At 71.9% G+C, this 17,387-nt stretch carries 13 protein-coding genes; 5 read left to right on the top strand and 8 right to left on the bottom strand.

All coding sequences use genetic code 11. The features are described 5' to 3' along the window. Positions 1 to 52 precede the first annotated feature (52 nt). Together ACFQ58_RS17600 and ACFQ58_RS17595 are read right to left on the bottom strand one after the other, a co-directional pair. Positions 53 to 1,477 (bottom strand): pyridoxal phosphate-dependent decarboxylase family protein, encoded by a 1,425-nt coding sequence (locus ACFQ58_RS17600; RefSeq protein WP_376952494.1) that lies wholly within the window; start codon positions 1,475 to 1,477, stop codon positions 53 to 55. 81 nt (positions 1,478 to 1,558) lie between these two features. Beyond that, positions 1,559 to 3,094 carry an alpha/beta hydrolase gene (locus ACFQ58_RS17595; protein ID WP_376952492.1) on the bottom strand — a complete coding sequence of 512 codons (1,536 nt, stop codon included), beginning with the start codon at positions 3,092 to 3,094 and terminating at the stop codon, positions 1,559 to 1,561. A 246-nt stretch (positions 3,095 to 3,340) separates the two neighbouring features. On the opposite strand from ACFQ58_RS17595, the gene ACFQ58_RS17590 reads away from it, so the two are divergent. The 5 genes from ACFQ58_RS17590 (at position 3,341) to ACFQ58_RS17570 (ending at position 12,508) form a co-directional block, all read left to right on the top strand. After that, positions 3,341 to 5,188 carry an Hsp70 family protein gene (locus tag ACFQ58_RS17590; RefSeq protein ID WP_376952490.1) on the top strand — a complete coding sequence of 616 codons (1,848 nt, stop codon included), beginning with the start codon at positions 3,341 to 3,343 and terminating at the stop codon, positions 5,186 to 5,188. Positions 5,189 to 5,286: 98 nt separating this feature from the next. After that, positions 5,287 to 7,410 (top strand): LuxR C-terminal-related transcriptional regulator, encoded by a 2,124-nt coding sequence (locus ACFQ58_RS17585; protein ID WP_376952488.1) that lies wholly within the window; start codon positions 5,287 to 5,289, stop codon positions 7,408 to 7,410. 173 nt (positions 7,411 to 7,583) lie between these two features. Then, positions 7,584 to 8,813, top strand: coding sequence for an IniB N-terminal domain-containing protein (locus ACFQ58_RS17580; protein WP_376952486.1), 1,230 nt, complete (start codon positions 7,584 to 7,586; stop codon positions 8,811 to 8,813). A 105-nt stretch (positions 8,814 to 8,918) separates the two neighbouring features. Next, the gene (locus ACFQ58_RS17575; RefSeq protein WP_376952484.1) at positions 8,919 to 10,796 is read left to right on the top strand and encodes a dynamin family protein; all 1,878 of its coding nucleotides are present in this window, start codon (positions 8,919 to 8,921) and stop codon (positions 10,794 to 10,796) included. Further along, complete coding sequence (locus ACFQ58_RS17570; protein WP_376952482.1) at positions 10,793 to 12,508, top strand: dynamin family protein; 1,716 nt, start codon at positions 10,793 to 10,795, stop codon at positions 12,506 to 12,508. The genes ACFQ58_RS17575 and ACFQ58_RS17570 overlap by 4 nt, the downstream gene beginning before the upstream one ends. 389 nt (positions 12,509 to 12,897) lie before the next feature. Here the strand turns inward: ACFQ58_RS17570 and ACFQ58_RS17565 are convergent, their stop codons facing one another. The 6 genes from ACFQ58_RS17565 to ACFQ58_RS17540 all read right to left on the bottom strand — a co-directional run bounded on the left by ACFQ58_RS17565 (position 12,898) and on the right by ACFQ58_RS17540 (position 17,364). Next, complete coding sequence (locus tag ACFQ58_RS17565; protein ID WP_376952481.1) at positions 12,898 to 13,692, bottom strand: SseB family protein; 795 nt, start codon at positions 13,690 to 13,692, stop codon at positions 12,898 to 12,900. Then, positions 13,676 to 14,422 (bottom strand): bifunctional 1-(5-phosphoribosyl)-5-((5-phosphoribosylamino)methylideneamino)imidazole-4-carboxamide isomerase/phosphoribosylanthranilate isomerase PriA, encoded by a 747-nt coding sequence (gene priA, locus ACFQ58_RS17560; protein WP_376952480.1) that lies wholly within the window; start codon positions 14,420 to 14,422, stop codon positions 13,676 to 13,678. The genes ACFQ58_RS17565 and priA overlap by 17 nt, the downstream gene beginning before the upstream one ends. A 99-nt stretch (positions 14,423 to 14,521) precedes the next feature. Next, positions 14,522 to 15,160 carry an imidazole glycerol phosphate synthase subunit HisH gene (hisH, locus tag ACFQ58_RS17555; protein WP_376952478.1) on the bottom strand — a complete coding sequence of 213 codons (639 nt, stop codon included), beginning with the start codon at positions 15,158 to 15,160 and terminating at the stop codon, positions 14,522 to 14,524. Further along, positions 15,157 to 15,771 (bottom strand): imidazoleglycerol-phosphate dehydratase HisB, encoded by a 615-nt coding sequence (gene hisB / locus ACFQ58_RS17550; RefSeq protein WP_376952477.1) that lies wholly within the window; start codon positions 15,769 to 15,771, stop codon positions 15,157 to 15,159. Before hisB ends, hisH begins: the two co-directional genes overlap by 4 nt. A gap of 42 nt (positions 15,772 to 15,813) precedes the next feature. Further along, a complete protein-coding gene (locus tag ACFQ58_RS17545) occupies positions 15,814 to 16,911 on the bottom strand; it encodes a histidinol-phosphate transaminase (protein WP_376952476.1) in 1,098 nt (365 codons plus the stop codon). A 57-nt stretch (positions 16,912 to 16,968) separates the two neighbouring features. Continuing rightward, entirely contained in the window at positions 16,969 to 17,364 is a 396-nt protein-coding gene (locus ACFQ58_RS17540; RefSeq protein WP_376952475.1) for a LysM peptidoglycan-binding domain-containing protein, read from the bottom strand. Between the last annotated feature and the right edge of the window lie 23 nt (positions 17,365 to 17,387).

Raw genomic sequence — 17,387 nt, 5'->3', positions numbered from 1 at the left:
CACCGACATCGTCACCGGGTCGCGTCGCGCCTCGACCGGCAGTGCGCCCGCGTCACGCGCCGCCCGAGCGCACCGCGGCGAGCGCGCGCTCGACCGCGGCGACCGTGCGGCGCGCCTGCGCGGCATCCGTGCCCCAGTTGCTGACCGAGAAGCGCACGACGGCGCGATCGTGCCAGCGCGACGTCATCGCGAGCACCTCGCCGTCGGCCCACAGGCGCGCGCTCAGCGCCTCGGTCGCCGCATCGTCCTCGAGCGCGACGCACACCTGCGTGAACACCACGTCGTTCAGCACCTCGACGCCGGGGAGCGCGCCGACGCCCTCCGCGATGATGCGAGCCGAGTCCACGAGCCGGTCGATGAGGGCGGCGACCCCCTCGCGCCCCAGGTGCCGCAGCACGGCCCACGTCGGGACCCCGCGAGCGCGACGGGAGAGCTCGAGCACCTTGTCGTGCGGATCGGCGACGACGCCGTCGGCCTGCAGGTAGCTCGCGTGCATGCTGAGCGCGTTCGTCATCGCGCTCACGTCCCGCACGATGGCGATGCCGCAGTCGTACGGCACGCTGAGCGTCTTGTGCGCGTCGGTCGACCACGACTCCGCGTGCTCGAGCCCCTTCACGAGGTGCCGGAGCCGCGGCGACGCGGCCGCCCACAGGCCGAACGCACCGTCCACGTGCACCCACGCGCCGGCCTCGTGCGCGACGCCGATCGCCGCTCCGAGGTCGTCGAACGCGCCGGAGTGGATGTTGCCCGCCTGCAGCAGCACGATCGCCGGACCCTCGCCCGATGCGAGTTCATCCCGCAGCGCATCGACGCGGATGCGCCCCTGCGCATCGCTCGGCACGACCGTCGGCTCGCCGAGGCCCGTGTACCGGCCCGCCAGGTCGACCGTGCCGTGCCGCTCCTCGCCGACGATGAACCGCACGCGAGGCCCACCGGCCAGCCCGTGCCGCGCGCTGTCCCAGCCGACGCGTCGCAGCACCTCGTCACGAGCGGCGGCGAGGCTCACGGCCTGCGCGGTCGTCGCGCCCGTCGTGAACCCCACGCCGCTTCCCACCGGCAGGCCCAGCATGTCGACGAGCCAGGCGCCCGCGATCTCCTCCGCCGCGATGACGCCCGGCATGACCGAGCGCAACACGGTGTTCTGGTCCCACGTCGACACGAGCCAGTCGGCGGCGAGCGCGACGGGCTGCGTGCCGCCGATGACCCAGCCGTAGAACCGCGGCGACCCCATCGCCATGAGCCCGGGCTCGATGCGCTGGGCGAGCCGCTCGATCACGGCGTCCGCGGGCTCGCCCCGCTCGGGAAGGTCGCGGCCGAGGGCCTCGAGCATCTCGTCGATCGTCGCGCGCGGTGGGATCCGACGCTCGGGCAGCGCCTCGAGCCATCCGCCGGCGTAGCGCCGCGCGAGGTCGAGCAGGGCCTCGTCGTGCGGCCGGAGGGCCGCATCCGGGACGGCGTCGTCAGGCCGCTCGAGCATCTTCCACCTGCATTCCGCGCGCCGGCGCGCATCCCGATCCTGCGCTCGTCCGGCCGGCGTCGTCAATGCGCGGCGACGACCTCACGGCGCACAGGTCACGTCGGCCGGCGGCACCGTGCCGTCGACGAGGTACTGCTCGACCGCGGCATCCACGCACGCGTTGCCCTTGTTGAACGCCGTGTGGCCGTCGCCCTCTCGGGTCACGAGGACCCCGCTCTCGAGCTGCGTCGCGACGGTCACGGCCCACTCGTACGGGGTCGACGGGTCGTTCGTCGTGCCGAGGACGAGGATCGGCGCGGCGCCGCTCGCGGCGATGGCGGCACGAGGCTGCTCGGGATGGTACGGCCAGGACAGGCACGAGAGATCGCCGTAGGTCAGGAACACGCCGAGGTAGGGAGCAGCGTCGTTCAGCTGCCGCGCCTGCTCCTTCATGACCTCGACGTTGTTCTGCGCCGGGTAGTCGATGCAAGTGATCGCGCGGAGCGACTCGGCGAGGTTGTTGGTGTACGCACCCTCGGCATTCCGTCCGTAGTAGCCGTCGACCACTGACAGCGCGAACTCGGCCTGTCCCGACACGACCGTCGCGAAGACCTGGTCGAGCACGGGCCATGCCTCGCGGTCGTAGAGCGGTGCGGCGATCGCGATGAGCAACGTGTCGGAGGTGAGCGGCCGCCCGTCCGTGGAGGGGATCGGCGTCTTGCCCAGCGTCTCGAGCAGTTCGCGGATGATCGTCAGCGCGTCGTCGGCCGTGCCGGCGAACGGGCAGGTCGCGGCCGGCATGCACGTGGCGAGGTACGAGCGCAGCGCCGTCTCGAGGCCCTTGGCCTGGGCGAGGGCGATCTCGGGCTGTCCGAGCGTCGGGTCGATGGGACCGTCGAGGACGAGTCGGCCGACCTTGTCGGGGAAGGTGCCGGCGTACACCGTGCCGAGGTACGCACCGTACGAGTAGCCCAGGTAGTCGAGCTCCTTCTCACCGAGCGCGGCCCGGAGCATGTCGAGGTCGCGTGCGGCGCTCAGCGTGTCCACGTGGCCCAGCAGGGCACCGCTCTCGCGTGCGCACGCCTGGCCGAAGGCGTGCGTCTGCTCGTTCTGGTTCGTCAGCCAGGTGTTGGTGCCCCGCACGGCGTTCGGGACGCCGAAGATCAGGCGGTCGAGTCCTTCGTCGTCGTAGCAGTCGACCGCCGATGAACGCCCCACGCCGCGAGGATCGAACCCCACGATGTCGTATCGCTCCTGGAGCGCCGCGGTGACCGTCAGGTCGAGCGAGCTGGCGACCGCGTCGAACCCCGATACCCCCGGCCCGCCGGGATTGACCAGCAGTGAACCGAGACGGTCGGATGCCGCGGGCTTCCGGATGAGCGCGAGCTGGATGTCGCCTTCGGTCGGTGCGTCCCAGTCCAGCGGCGCCTGCGCCGTCGCGCACTGGAAGTCGCCGCAGTCCTCCCAGCGGAGCACCTGCCCGTAGTACGGCTCCAACGCCGCATCGACCTTCTCGCCGGTCGGTTCGGATTCCTCGACCGTCGGGAAGAACACGGACAGGCCGCAGCCGCTCACGGCCAGGGCGATGCCGGCGATGCCCGTGGCCGCGAGCACCACGCCCCTCTGCGCCCGCCTCATCGGACCCAGTATCACTGCCCATCCGCCACATCGAGTACCCCCGTTCTGGGGTACTCGATCCCACCTGCCGCCTGTCCCCCGGTGGTCAGTCCGGAAACGCTGCCGATACGCGATTCACGTGCGATTTGTACCCCGAATCGGGGAGCGCAACCCCCTTGCCGCCCCTCCGGCGCCGCGGGATAGTAGACGGGTCGTGGCACGACTCGAACGGCGGCGTCGCCGATGCCACGCGAGGGGGGCGAGTCCGTGGACTCATACGCACTCGGAATCGACATCGGAACGACCTACACCGCCGCCGCGATCGCCCGGCCGGCGGCAGGCGGCACGCCGGTGAGCGAACCACTGGAACTCGGGACGCGCAAGGCCGCGGTGCCCAGCGTGGTGTACCTCGGCGACGACGGGACCGTGATCGTCGGGGAACCTGCGGAACGTCGCGCGATCGACCGGCCCGAGCGCGTCATCCGGGAATTCAAGCGTCGGATCGGCGACGAGACGCCGATCATCGTCGGCGATCTCGTGCTGGCTCCCGAGGACCTCTTCGCGCTGGTCGCTCGATGGGTCGTCGACCGAGCCGAAGCACAGGCGGGCGGGCCGCCCGCAGCGATCGCCATGTCGCATCCGGCCTCGTGGGCCGGTCACCGCCTCGACCTGATCCGCACGGCGCTCGCGGGCGTCGGGCTCGCGGATGTCGCGCTCGTCAGCGAACCGGAGGCGGCCGGCCTGCACTACCTCGCCCAGCACGATCTCGATACGTCGCGGACGCTCGCCGTCTACGACCTGGGCGGCGGAACCTTCGATGTCGCGCTGCTCCGCCGCGACGAGGCGGGCGAGCTCGAGGTGATCGGCACGCCGCGCGGGATCGACCGCCTGGGCGGATCCGATTTCGACCAGCTCGTCTTCGACCACGTGCGATCGCAGGCCGATGAAGCGTTCGCCCGTGCCGACGAGGCGGATGCGGACCTGGCCGTCGCCCTCGCCCGCGTGCGGAGCGACTGCACCGATGCGAAGGAATCGCTCTCGTTCGACACCGACACGACCGTCCCCGTCATGCTTCCGGGCGCGCACGCGCGCGTGCGGCTCGTCCGCTCGGAGTTCGAGCAGATGATCGAACCGGGCCTGCGTCGCACGCTCGACACGCTGCGCGCCTCGCTCGAGGACGCCGACGTGGACCGCGAGGACGTGGCGGCCGTGCTGCTCATCGGCGGCTCGTCGCGGATCCCCGCCGTCACGCAGCTCATCTCCGCCGACCTCGAGCTGCCGCTCGTGATCGACGCCGACCCGAAGGCGACCATCAGCCTCGGCGCGGCCGTGGCGGCGGCCCGGGTGCTCGAGCCGGCCGGCGTGGTCCGAGCCGCACCCGAGGACGAGCTCGTCGCGGGGGCATCGGTGGTCGGCGCGGCGTCCCGACCGGGGACCGACGACGATCCGCCGGTCATGGACGCATCGAACGGCTCGACCGCTCGGATGTCGCTCGGCCTGCGCGCGACGATCCTCGCCGGGGTGGCGGCCGCACTGCTCGCGGTCGTGGTGCCGATCACGCCGCTCGGCGCCGGCGGCAGCCCCGATGAGGCCGCCGATGGAGCCGAGGCTCTGGATGCCGCCGGCGCGACGCTGGACGGCCGCTATGTCACGGGCGGCCCGATCGCGCAGAACGCGCCCGATCTCCCGCCACCCGCCGACGACCCGTTCACGCGGACCGACGAGTCGGAGGCCGACGCCGCGCCCGGGCCGCTGAAGGTCGGTCGATCCGCGGCGAACGAACCCACGAGCGGCAGCGCCGCGCCCGCGCCGGTCGACACGACGGATTCCTCGGCGGTGGCGGAACCGGAGACGCCGGGCTCGGTCGATCCCTCGCCGGAGCCGTCGCCGGAGCCCTCACCCGAACCGTCGCCCGAGCCCACTCCCTCGCCCGACCCGGTACCCGAGCCGACTCCAGATCCGGTGACCGACCCGACACCCTCACCGGATCCGGTCCCTGAGCCCGCGCCCGAACCCGAGCCTGTCCCCGAGCCCGAGCCCACGACGGCACCGGAACCCTCGCCCGAGCCGGCACCGGAGCCGTCGCCGGAGCCCACGGATCCGGCGACCCCATGATGCATCGGGACTCTCCGGCCGCTGCACGGCCGGACCCGGATGCCGACGCGCCCGGATCGAACACGACGAGCGCCCCGCGCGCGCTCGGACCGGACGCCGTGCGTGCACGGGCGTCCGCGCTGCTCGGCGACGCGTCCGACGTCGATCTCGCTTACGTGCGTGAACTGACCGGCGGCCACTCCCGGCTGGTGGACCTCGTGCTGATCCAGCTCCGCGACGACGGCGCGGCGCTCGATCGCGACGCGGACCTCCCCGACGCGATCGTCGTCCGAGTGGCTGAGGGGCTGGAGACGCTCGACCCGGATGTGCGCGAGTTCCTCCTCGCGCAGGCGGTCGGATTCTCCGCGGCCGCCTCCGCCCTCGCGACCGCGCCACGCTTCGCCGCCACCGACACGCGCGCGCTCCTCGCATCCGCGCGTGCACACGGGCTCGCGGCATCCGACGGCTCGTTGCCGCCGATCGTCCGGCTCGCCGTCCTGCGGACCGCCCTGCCCGATGAGGCGTGGACGCTGCGACGCGAGCTCGTCGACGCGGTCGAGGCCTCGGGCGAGCCGCTCTCCGGCATCGCGGACCTGCTCGCGCGGGACGGCTACTCGGACCCTCGTGTCGCCGGGGCGCTGGAGGCCCGCGCCGATTCGGCGCTTCCCACCGCTCCGCGGACGGCGACGCAACTCTACGAACTCGCGATCGCCGCGGGAGCCGATGCATCCGGGCTCGACGCGCGACGCGCCACCGCGGCGTGGGCGATCGGAGACATCCGGACCGCCGAACGACTCGTGGACGGCCTGCTGAGGCAAGCCGACGGCGCGGACCTCTGCCGCGCCGTGCCCGTGGCCGCGGCCGTGTGGGCGCGAGAGGGACTGCTCGAGCGCAGTGCGTCCGCCTACGAGCGGCTGGCGGGAGCGGAGTGTGCGCTCGGACCGCTCGCCGCCACGTGCCTCGCCCTGGTGGGCGATGTCGAACGGTCGCGATCCGTCAGGCTGCGCACCGACCCGGTCCCCTACCCCGCGTCATCGCACGTGGCGACGGAACTCGCCGCAGACGGGGTCGTCGCAGCCATCGAGGGCGACGGCGACCGCGCGCTCGCCCTCCTGCTGCGCGCGTCGAGCGTGATGACCGATTCGGCCGAGATCGTCCCGTTGCCCGAGGCACCCGCGGTGCTGGCGGCGCTCGTGGCATCGAACCTGGGTGAGGTCGGCATCGCCGACGAGGTCGTCGAGACCGCCATCGACGGTGGGCAGGGCGGCCCCGCCTTCCGGGCGCGACTGCTGCTCACCCGTGCGCTCGTGGCGCTGCGCGCCGACCGTCCACTCCACGCGCGCGCCCATCTCGACGCCGCCGAGGCGGATTTCGCGACCTGTCCGCCGGGCCTTCGGGATGAGCTGCTCGCCGCGGCCGTGCGGGTCGCGCTCGCCCGCCACCAGGGCGAGATCCCGCTGCTCATGCGCGCCTGGCAGGCTGCGCGACCGGCGATCGCGTCGATGCAGGTGGATGTCACGACCCTGCCGGTCCTCGCCGAGCTCGCCGTCGCCGCCGCGCGGGTCGGCGAGATGCCGCTCGTGCAGCCGCACCTCCAGGCGGCATGGGGGCTGCTGGACCGCATGGGACATCCCGCATCCTGGTCCACGGCGCTCCATTGGGCGGAGATCGGCGCCGCGCTGCTGCGGAACGAGCCGACCGCCGTCGAGCAGCACGCCGCAGCACTCGAGGCGATCGACGGGAGCCGCACTGCCGGGCGTCTCGCGCGGGCAGGCCGGACCTGGGCTGCCGCACTCGCCGGCGAGGTCACGGTGGACGCCGTCGAACGCGCCGTCGAGGACCTCATGGCTGCCGGGTATCCCTGGGACGCGGGTCGGCTCGCCGGCCACGCCGCAGCTCGCGCGGCCGAGCACCGCGACACGTTGCACCTGCTCGCCCTCGCGCGCAGCCTGCATGCGGACGAATCGGACGAACCGATGGACCGGCCGGATGCACCGGCGGCGCAGGCGGATCGATCCGGCGCGACAGGGCCCGCCGCCGGGGACGGCATCCGCCTGAGCGCGCGCGAACGCGAGGTGGCCCGCCTCGTCCTCGCAGGCAAGACGTACGCCGAGATCGGTGCTGCGATCTTCATCTCGCCGCGCACCGCGGAGCACCACATCGCGCGGATCCGGCGCCGCCTGGGTGCCTCGAACCGGTCCGACCTCATGGCGAGGCTGCGATTGGAGCTCGAGGACGACTGAGCGGGGCCCCCGCACCATCCGCATCGCACGCCGGCCGACGGCGGATCCCCTATCGGGCCCCCGTAGGGAGGGGGATTCCCCCCGATGCACTTCCTCCACCCCGCGGAGCACGCTGGCAAGCGGGGGGCCGGCGTGGGATCGGCCATCGACCTCACTGAAGAGGAGCAAGGATCATGGCGAACATCACCACGGCACTGCTGGACTTCCTCATGGGCCTGCTGCGCAGCCCTGAGGCGAGCGCGGAATTCGCGGCCGACCCGGACACGGCGCTCACGAACGCCGGCCTGAACGGCATCTGCGCGGCCGACGTCGACGCAGTGCTCCCGGTCGCGCTCGACTTCGCGCCGGTCGGCGACCGCGAGTACAACACCGGTGGCAACAGCATCGACAGCAGCGCGTCCGGCTCAGTCGGCGGCGGCTGGGGCGGTTCCGGCGGCGGCTGGGGCGGCCACGGCAAGGACGACGACGACGACTGGGGCGGCAAGGGCAAGGACGACTGGGGCGGGCACCACGGCGACAAGGGCGACCACGACGTCGCCGTCCAGAAGCTGCTCAACATCGTGAACAACTACTCGTACATCGACGACCGCGACATCATCCAGGACCAGTCGGTCAACCAGACCATCGTGGCCGGCGGCGACGTCACGCAGTCGTTCGACAACGAGGCCAACGCCATGGGCGACGGCAACATCGTCGCCGGCGGCAGCGTCGCAGTGGGCAACACCGAGTTCGACCTGGACGTCGACATCGACGACTCGTTCAACGAGGAGACCGAGGTCGAGATCGAGGACTCGTTCAACGACAACTCCGACAACTCGACCAACGACAATTCCGACAACTCGACCAACGTGGCGGTCTCGGACTCGTTCAACGACAACTCCGACAACTCGACGAACGTGGCCATCGAGGACTCCTTCCAGGACAACTCGGTCGAGATCGAGGACTCCTTCCAGGACAACTCGACCGAGGTCGACATCGAGGACTCGTTCAACGAGACCGACACCGACGTGGACGTGGACGTCGACATCGAGGACTCCTTCAACGAGGACAACTCGGTCGACAACTCCACCGACAACTCCACCGAAGTCGACATCGAGGACTCCTTCCAGGACAACTCCACCGACAACTCCACCGAAGTCGACATCGAGGACTCCTTCCAGGACAACTCCACCGACGTCGATGTCGATGTCGAGGACTCGTTCCAGGCGAATGACAACAACGTCGCCGTCGACTCGTTCAACGACAACACCGTCGTCAACGATTCGCTCAACGACAACAACGTCGCCGTCGACTCGTTCGACGACAACGTCGAGATCGAGGACTCGCTCAACGACAACAACGTCGAGACCGGCCCCGGCGACCAGACCGACGTGGACGTCGAGATCGAGGACGTCACCCTCTGATACACAGCAGGCACCAGACCGGCCCGGCGCGGATCTCCTCCGCGCCGGGTCGGTTCGTCCTGCCATCTGGTTGGATGAGAGACGCATGATGGAGGGGGCTTCCGGATGCAGCAACTGATCGGACTGATGCAGCAGGGCATCGCACTCGCAGGAAGCGGTGACCGGGCCGATCTGCGCCGGCGCCTCGAGCAGGCGCTCGAGCGCCTGCAGGCGCCGGACATCCGGGTCATCGTCGTGGGCGAGTTCAAGCAGGGCAAGAGCCAGCTCGTCAACGCCGTGGTCAACGCGCCGGTGTGTCCGGTCGACGACGACATCGCGACGGCGGTGCCGACCACCGTCCGGTACGGCGAGCGCGCCGCGGCCTCGGTCGTCTCGACGACCGCGATCGGCGGCACGATCGAGTCGGATGGCCGGTCGCAGCGCACCGACGTGCCGATCGCCGAGCTCGCCCGGTACGTGTCCGAACGCGGCGGCCGGGGTCCCGACGGTGACGTCTCGGGCGCCGAGGTCGTCCTTCCGCGGAAGCTGCTGAAGAGCGGGCTCACGCTGATCGACTCGCCTGGCGTGGGCGGGCTGAACTCGGCGCACGCCTTGACGACCCTCGCCGCCCTGCCATCGGCCCACGCCATGCTGTTCGTCTCGGACGCCTCGCAGGAGTACACCGAGCCCGAGATCCAGTTCCTGCGCCACGCCATGCGCATCTCGCCGAACGTCGCGTGCGTCCTGTCGAAGATCGACCTGTACCCGCAATGGCGGCGCATCGAGGAGCTCGACCGGTCCCACCTCGAGGCGATCGACGCGGACATCCCGATGTTCCCCGTCTCGTCGACCCTGCGACTGGCCGCCATCGAGGCGTCCGATCACGAACTGAACACGGAGTCGGGATTCGCCACGCTCATCGCGTACCTCCGGAGGGACGTCGTCGGGCAGGCCGAGCTGCTGCAGCGACGAGCGGCCGCCGCCGACCTGGTGTCGGCCATCGACCACCTGCGACTCGCGATCGACTCCGAGCTCGACGCGCTGCTGAACCCCGAGAAGACGCCCGAGCTGCTCGCGCGCCTCGAGGCCACCAGGACCCGCGCCGACGAGCTGCGCCGCAACTCCTCGCGGTGGCAGGTCACGCTCAACGACGGCGCCACCGACCTCATCGCCGACATGGAGCACGACCTGCGCGACCGGCTCCGCACCATCCAGCGCGAGGCCGAGGACGCGATCGACGAGGGCGACCCGGGCCCCGTCTGGAACGAGCTCGTCGAGTGGTTCGAGCAGCGCGTCTCCTCGGCCGTCACCGACACGTTCGTCTGGACGCAGGAGCGCGCCCAGTGGCTCGCGGCGAAGGTCGCCCGGCACTTCACCGAGGAGGAGATCGCACTCCCGCGCATCCACGTCGACGACACCCACGGCGTGCTCGACCCGGTCGACGACATGTCCAAGCTCGACTCCGGGCGGATGGGGGCGATGCAGAAGTTCTACGTCGGCCTGCGGGGATCCTACGGCGGCGTGCTGATGGTCGGCATCATGACCGGGATCGTCGGCATGTCGATCATCAACCCGCTCTCGCTCGCCGCCGGCGCCGTCATCGGCCGCAAGGCCTACAAGGAGGACCAGGAGAACCGGTTGCAGCGCCGACGGTCCGAGGCGAAGACGCTGATCCGGCGCCAGGTCGACGAGATCATCTTCCAGGTCGGCAAGCAGTTGCGCGACCGGCTCAGGCTGGTCCAGCGGGTCACGCGCGATCACTTCACCGCGATCGCCGACGAGCACCACCGCTCGCTCGCCGACTCCGTGATCGCGGCGCAGAAGGCCGCCAACACGTTCGCCAGCGATCGCGACCGCCGAGTGCAGGAGCTCAAGCGCGACCTGCAGCGGGTCGATGCGCTCTCGGCGAAGGTCGTCGCGATCGACGGCATCGGCACCCCGCCCGTCGAGCCCGGATCCGGCCGGTCCGGCGCCGCGTCGGCGATCGGCGGCGACCCGGCGTGAGCGCGCGCCTCCTCCAGCAGACACGCGATCTCCTCGAGGCCGCCGCCGACCACTACGCCGGCGACGCGCTCGCACTCGAGCGCATCCGCGGCATGCGCGATCGGCTCGAGGAGCCGCTCCGCGTCGCGATCGCGGGCATGGTCAAGGCCGGCAAGTCCACCTTGCTGAACGCCATCATCGGCGAGGAGGTCGCTCCGACCGATGCCGGCGAGTGCACCAGGGTCATCATCTGGTACCGCCACGGCGCGACGCCGCGCATCACGATGCAGCTCCGCGACGGCGAGTCGCAGTCGCTGCCCATCCGGCGGATCGACGGCCGCCTCCAGATCGAGCTCGGCGAAGCGACCCCCGACGAGATCGAGCGCATCGTCGTCGAGTGGCCGTCGAGCCGGCTGCGGGACGTCACGCTGATCGACACGCCCGGCATCGGCTCGCTCTCGACCGACATCTCGGCGCGATCCGCGAGCTTCCTCGCGCCCGAGACGTCCGCGTCCTCCGCCGACGCGATCGTCTACCTCACCCGCCACATGCACTCGGCCGACCTCGGGTTCCTCTCGGCGTTCCACGATCCCGCCGTGACGCCGTCCCGAACGGTGAACGCGATCGCCGTGCTGTCGCGCGCCGACGAGATCGGGGCTGGGCGCATTGACGCGCTGCTGTCCGCGCGCGGCATCGCCGAGCGGTACCGGAACGATGGGACCCTGCGCTCGCTCGCGCTCGACGTGGTCCCGATCGCCGGACTGCTCGCCCAGTCCGCCCGGACGCTCCGCGAGCACGAGTTCGATGCGCTCCTCCGGCTGGCGCGGCTCGGGCGCACCGCCCGGGAGCGGATGCTCGTGTCGGTGGATCGATTCGTCCGCACCGACGCGCTCCCGGACATTCCGCCCGAGGAGCGCACACGACTGCTCGAACGCTTCGGCATGTTCGGGCTGCGGATGGCGGCGGCGTCCATCAGGGCCGGGCATGAGGACGCCTCCGCACTCGCAGACGAGCTGTACCGGCGTTCCGGCATGGACGAGCTGGTCCACCTCGTCGGCGGCCAGTTCCGCTCGCGCGCCGACGTGCTCAAGTCCAGTTCCGTGCTGACCGCCCTGCGAGCGCTGATCGTCGAGCGCCCGCCGTCGGCCGCCGGGTTCCTCGCCGGCGCGATCGAGCGCCTCGAGGCGAACGCGCACGAACTGCGCGAGCTCGCCGTGCTCGCCGCCGCTCGCACGAGCGGCATCGGCCTGCCGCGGGAGCAGTCCGAGGACGCCGAGCGCCTCATCGGCGGTTCCGGGACTGACCTCCCTTCGCGATTGGGACTCGACGCGGACGCCTCCGCCGAGGAACTGCACGGCGCGGCCACCGAGGCCCTGAGGCGCTGGCGCGCCCTGGCCGGCAGTCCCCTGCTCGATCGGGCCGCGGCCGAGGCCTGCGACGTGGTCGTGCGCACCTGCGAGTCGCTCGTCGTGGCCGCCGGGCCCGAGTCAGTCGGTCGGCGTGGTGTGCGTCTCGCCCTTCGTGCGGAACCAGCGATGGGCGGAGGGCAGCAGCGGGAAGACCCACGCGATGACCGCGAGGGCGAACCCGCCGAGCACGAGCGCCTCGACGAGGAGGCCGAACTCGGCCACGGTGAGGAACGCGAGGGCGGCCGTCGCCGCGACGGCGTGCACGACGAGGACCGGGATCTGGACCCAGCGCGCGCCCCCGCGCCGGTTGACCAGGAACGCTAGGAGCACGGCCTCCAGCGCGATCACGATGCCGAGCGCGGCGATCGAGGCCCAGTAGATGCCGTCGACGAGCGAGCCGATCGAGGCCGCGTCGTAGTTGGGAGCGACGCGCAGCAGCGTCTCCTCGAGCTCGGCCTCGATCGCGTCGCGGCCGAGGAACGCGACGAGCATCGCCCCGGCGTTCAGGGCGAAGCTCAGGAACCAGAAGATGCGCGCGGTTGGGATGGGCCACGGCGGCGGCACCGGCTTGCGAACGGGCGGCCGGCGCCGGTCGGACATCGCCGGCCGCTCGGGCGGCGGCGGGACCTGGTCGTCCTCGTCGAGCGCGTCGGTCGGTCGCGGGCCGGCATTCCCCGCGGAGGCGTCGGTCATGCCAGCAGACTATGCCAGCCTCAGCGCCCGGCTGCGTCCGACGCGTCGGCGACGAGCCGCACGGTGAGCGAATCCACTCCCGTCGCGATCGCGTCCTCCTCGGACCAGCGGCGGGCGAGCCGGGCCGTGGTGGCGTCGAGCTCGCCGCGCGTGAGCCCGGCGACGAGCCGCAGCCGCACGACGAGTTCGGGTCCCGCGAGTCGCGCGTCGGGGTCGCCGGCCTCGAGGTCGACGCCGAGCACCGCGAGCTCACCCGCCACGGAGCGCTCGAATGCGTCGCGCACGGCGTCGGACTCGTACGCCGGGCGCCACGCGACCTGTTGCGCGACCGACCACACCGCCGGGCGTCGCAGTACGAACTCGGTCTCCGACGCCGGATCCAGGACCACGAGCTCCGTGCCGTCGTCCGCTGCGGCGAGCGCGACGCGCACGCCGTCGGCGGGCACCGGTCGCGCCGCGGGATTCCACCGCGACATGGCTTCGACGGAACCGAAGACCGGCAGCACGCGACGACCGTCGGGTCCCTCGACCGTCACGATCGAGAGCTCCTGGCTCTTGTCGACGGCGTGGCCGTGCGCGCCCAGCTCCGTGCCGCCGTCGCCGAGCTCGGCGAGCAGCGGGATCAGCAGGCGCGAGCGCCCGAAGGCCGCGACGACGTCGGCCTGTCCGCCGTCACCCGAGCGGAACCGGGCGAGGGCAGCGCCCAGCTCGGCCGGCATGCGTCCGTCGTCGGCGGCGTGCGGGTTCGCCTGGAACGACCGTCCTCCCCACGGTCGGCCCGCGGAGTCGGCGGCGGGGTCAGTGGGATGCGACATCCAGCGCCTCGGGCAGCGTGAACGCGCCCGCGTAGAGGGCCTTGCCGATGATGGCGCCCTCGAGGCCCTGCGGCACGAGTTCGCGCAGCGCGGCGATGTCGTCGAGGTTCGAGACGCCGCCCGACGCGATGACGGGCCGGTGGGTGCGATCCATGATCTGCCGGAGCAGGTCGAGGTTGGGCCCCTGGAGCGTGCCGTCCTTGGTGACGTCGGTCACGACGTAGCGGGCGGCGCCGGCCTCCTCGAGCCGGTCCATGACCTGCCACAGGTCGCCGCCGTCCTTGGTCCAGCCGCGCGCGGCGAGCGTGGTGCCCCGCACGTCGAGCCCGATCGCGATGGCCTCGCCGTACTGGGCGATGACAGAGGCCGCCCACTCGGGGTTCTCGAGCGCGGCCGTGCCGAGGTTGATGCGCTTGGCGCCGATCTCGAGCGCGTGCTCGAGCGACGCGTCGTCGCGGATGCCGCCTGACAGCTCGACGTTGACGCCGCGCACCTGGCGGATGACCTTCTTGAGCACGCCGGCGTTCGAGCCCCGCCCGAACGCGGCATCGAGGTCCACGAGGTGGATCCACTCGGCGCCCTGGTCGGCCCAGTCGCCCGCCGCGTCGACGGGGTCGCCGTAGCTCGTCTCGGTGCCCGCCTCGCCCTGGGTCAGGCGGACGGCCTTGCCGCCGGCGACGTCGACCGCGGGAAGCAGCACCAGGCGGGGGGTCTTACTGAACTCACTCATCACTGTCCTCGAATCGGATGCCGCGACCGCGGCTTCGGCACAGTCACAGCATCCTAGTCCGCACGGTGCCGGTCGCGACGAACCAGGGGTCGACCGGCGTCACCCGAGCGAGCGGATCCAGTTCGACAGGAGTCGGATGCCGGCCTCCGCCGACTTCTCGGGGTGGAACTGCGTCGCCGACAGCGGCCCGTTCTCGACGGCGGCCAGGAACCGTCCGCCGTGCTCGGCCCACGTGAGCGCGGGCTGCGGGAACGGCGGCATCACGTCGAGGTGCCAGTCCTGCGCCGCGTACGAGTGGACGAAGTAGAACCGCTCGTCCTCGATGCCCTCGAACAGCACCGACCCGGGATCGGGTTCGACGGTGTTCCATCCCATGTGCGGGAGCACGTCGCTCGGCAGCGCGCGCACGATGCCGGGCCATTCGCCGAGTCCCTCGGTGTCGACACCGCGCTCCACGCCGCGCTCGAACAGCACCTGCATGCCCACGCAGATGCCGAGCACGGGCCGGCCGCCCGCGAGACGCCGGTCGATGATCTCGTCGCCGCGAACGGACTTCAGTTGGTCCACCACGGCCTTGAACGCGCCGACGCCCGGCACCACGAGTCCGTCGGCCTCCATCGCGACGCGGCGATCGGCGGTCAGCTCGACCTCGGCCCCGGCGCGCTCGACGGCCTTCGCGGCCGAGTGGACGTTGCCCGACCCGTAGTCGAGCACGGCCACGCGACGCACCGCCGTCACAGGGCGCCCTTCGTCGACGGGATGCCGGTGACCAGCGGGTCGTACGCCTTCGCCTGCCGGAACGCGCGGGCGAACGCCTTGAACTCGGCCTCGGCGATGTGGTGGGGATCGCGTCCGCCCAGCACGTTCACGTGCACCGTCAGCCCGGCGTTGTAGGTGATGGCCTCGAACACGTGACGCACCATCGACCCGGTGAAGTGCCCGCCGATGAGGTGGAACTCGAAGCCCGCGGGCTCACCGCCGTGCACGAGGTACGGCCGCCCGGAGATGTCGACGACGGCCTGTGCGAGCGCCTCGTCGAGCGGCACGAGCGCATCGCCGTACCTCGAGATCCCACGCTTGTCGCCGAGCGCCTCGCGGATCGCCCGGCCGAGCGCGATCCCGACGTCCTCCACCGTGTGGTGCACGTCGATCTCGATGTCGCCCTTCGCGCGGACGGTCAGGTCGGTCAGCGAGTGCTTCGCGAACGCGGTGAGGAGGTGGTCGTAGAACGGCACGGTCGTCTCGATGTCGCTCGTGCCGGAGCCGTCGAGGTCGATCGAGAGGTCGATGCTCGACTCGCTGGTCTCGCGCTGCACGCGCGCAATACGCGCGGGGCGATCGGTGGTCATGCGGTCATCCTATTCGGGCGGTTCGTCGGCATCCTGGGCGGGTCACGCGCCGGCGGCGGTGCGGGCGGGCGCGAACGCCGCCATCGCCTCGAGGAACGCGGTGGTCTCGGCCTCGGTGCCCGCGGTGACGCGCAGGCATCCCGGCAGCCCGATCTCGCGGATCAGGATGCCGCGCTCGAGCAGCGCCTCGAAGACCGCGTGCGGGTCGTCGACGCCCCCGAACAGCACGAAGTTCGCGCCGCTGCGGTACGGCCGGTAGCCGAGCGCGCCGAGCTCGCGCACGATGCGCTCACGCTGCGAACGGATCTCGTCGACCATCGCGAGCATCTCGTCGGCGTGCGCGAGCGCGCCGAGCGCGGCGGCCTGCGTGAGCGCCGAGAGGTGGTACGGCAGGCGGACGAGGCGAAGCGCGTCGATCACGGCCGGGTCGGCGGCGAGGTAGCCGACACGCGCCCCCGCGAACGCGAACGCCTTGCTCATGGTGCGCGAGACGAGCAGGCGCGGCCGGCCCTCGAGCAACGTCAGCGCGCTCGGCGTGCCCGGGTCGGCGAACTCGACGTACGCCTCGTCGACGACGACCACACCCCGCGCCGCGTCGGCGACCGCGGCGATCGTGTCGAGCGACAGGGGGGTGCCCGTGGGATTGTTCGGCGCGCAGAGCAGCACCACGTCGGGATCGTGCCGTTCGACGGCGGCCACGGCCGTGTCGGGGCCCAGCTCGAAGTCGGCGTCGCGCTCGGCCGTGATCCATTCCGTGCCCGTGCCGCCCGCGAGCAGCCCGTACATGGAGTAGGTCGGCGCGAACCCGAGCGCGCGGCGGCCGGGGCCGCCGAAGGCCTGCAGGATGTGCTGGAGCACCTCGTTCGAGCCGTTCGCCGCCCAGAGCTGCTCGGGGACGAGCCCGTGTCCGAGGTAACCGGCGAGCGCCGTGCGGAGCTGCGTGAACTCGCGGTCGGGATAGCGGTTGAGGCCGATGATCGCGGCGGCGACGCGGGCGACGATGTCGTGCGCGACATCCTCGGGGATCGGATGCGTGTTCTCGTTGACGTTGAGCGCCACCGGCACGACCTTCTGGGGCGCACCGTACGGGGACTTGCCCCGGAGGTCGTCGCGGAGGGGCAGATCGTCGAGACTCGTCACCGATCAATGCTATCCGCGGCCGACCGCACGTTTCGGCGACGACGACGGCGGATGACGCTACTCGACGACCGGCAGGGCGAGCCGCTGGCCCGGCTGCACGACCGCGTCGCGCAACCCGTTCAAGCGCATGATCTCGTGGATCACCTCGCGCGGGTCGGCGCTCGGTGCGATCGATTCGGCGATGCCCCAGAGCGTGTCGCCGCCACCGACGACGATCGTGTCGAGCACGGCCGTGCGGCCGTCGTCGATGCCGGCCATGGCTCCTCCGGAGGCGAGCGACCCGATCAGTACGCCGATGACGATCGGCATCGCCGCGAGCACGGTGAAGACGACGCGACCACGCCGCGTGAGCCGGAGGCGGGTGCGCGGGAGCGCCGGTCGGCTGGCCTCGGGCACGCTCGGGCTCGCGAGGCTGGATCCCATCAGCGAGGTTCCCAGCAGCACTGCACTCATTCCGCACCTCCTTGGTGAGCCCG

The organism is Agromyces sp. NPDC056523 (assembly GCF_042794545.1).
Lineage (GTDB): Bacteria > Actinomycetota > Actinomycetes > Actinomycetales > Microbacteriaceae > Agromyces.
The sequence above is the reverse complement of the archived record's forward strand: the minus strand, read 5'-3'. Positions and strand labels throughout refer to the sequence as shown.

Excerpts from the sequence above, each read along its gene's own strand:
- priA (WP_376952480.1), bottom strand. The coding sequence starts at position 14,422 with ATGAGTGAGTTCAGTAAGACCCCCCGCCTGGTGCTGCTTCCCGCGGTC.
- ACFQ58_RS17575 (WP_376952484.1), top strand. The coding sequence starts at position 8,919 with ATGCAGCAACTGATCGGACTGATGCAGCAGGGCATCGCACTCGCAGGA.
- ACFQ58_RS17595 (WP_376952492.1), bottom strand. The coding sequence starts at position 3,094 with ATGAGGCGGGCGCAGAGGGGCGTGGTGCTCGCGGCCACGGGCATCGCC.
- ACFQ58_RS17600 (WP_376952494.1), bottom strand. The coding sequence starts at position 1,477 with ATGCTCGAGCGGCCTGACGACGCCGTCCCGGATGCGGCCCTCCGGCCG.
- ACFQ58_RS17540 (WP_376952475.1), bottom strand. The coding sequence starts at position 17,364 with ATGAGTGCAGTGCTGCTGGGAACCTCGCTGATGGGATCCAGCCTCGCG.
- ACFQ58_RS17580 (WP_376952486.1), top strand. The coding sequence starts at position 7,584 with ATGGCGAACATCACCACGGCACTGCTGGACTTCCTCATGGGCCTGCTG.
- ACFQ58_RS17565 (WP_376952481.1), bottom strand. The coding sequence starts at position 13,692 with ATGTCGCATCCCACTGACCCCGCCGCCGACTCCGCGGGCCGACCGTGG.
- hisB (WP_376952477.1), bottom strand. The coding sequence starts at position 15,771 with ATGACCACCGATCGCCCCGCGCGTATTGCGCGCGTGCAGCGCGAGACC.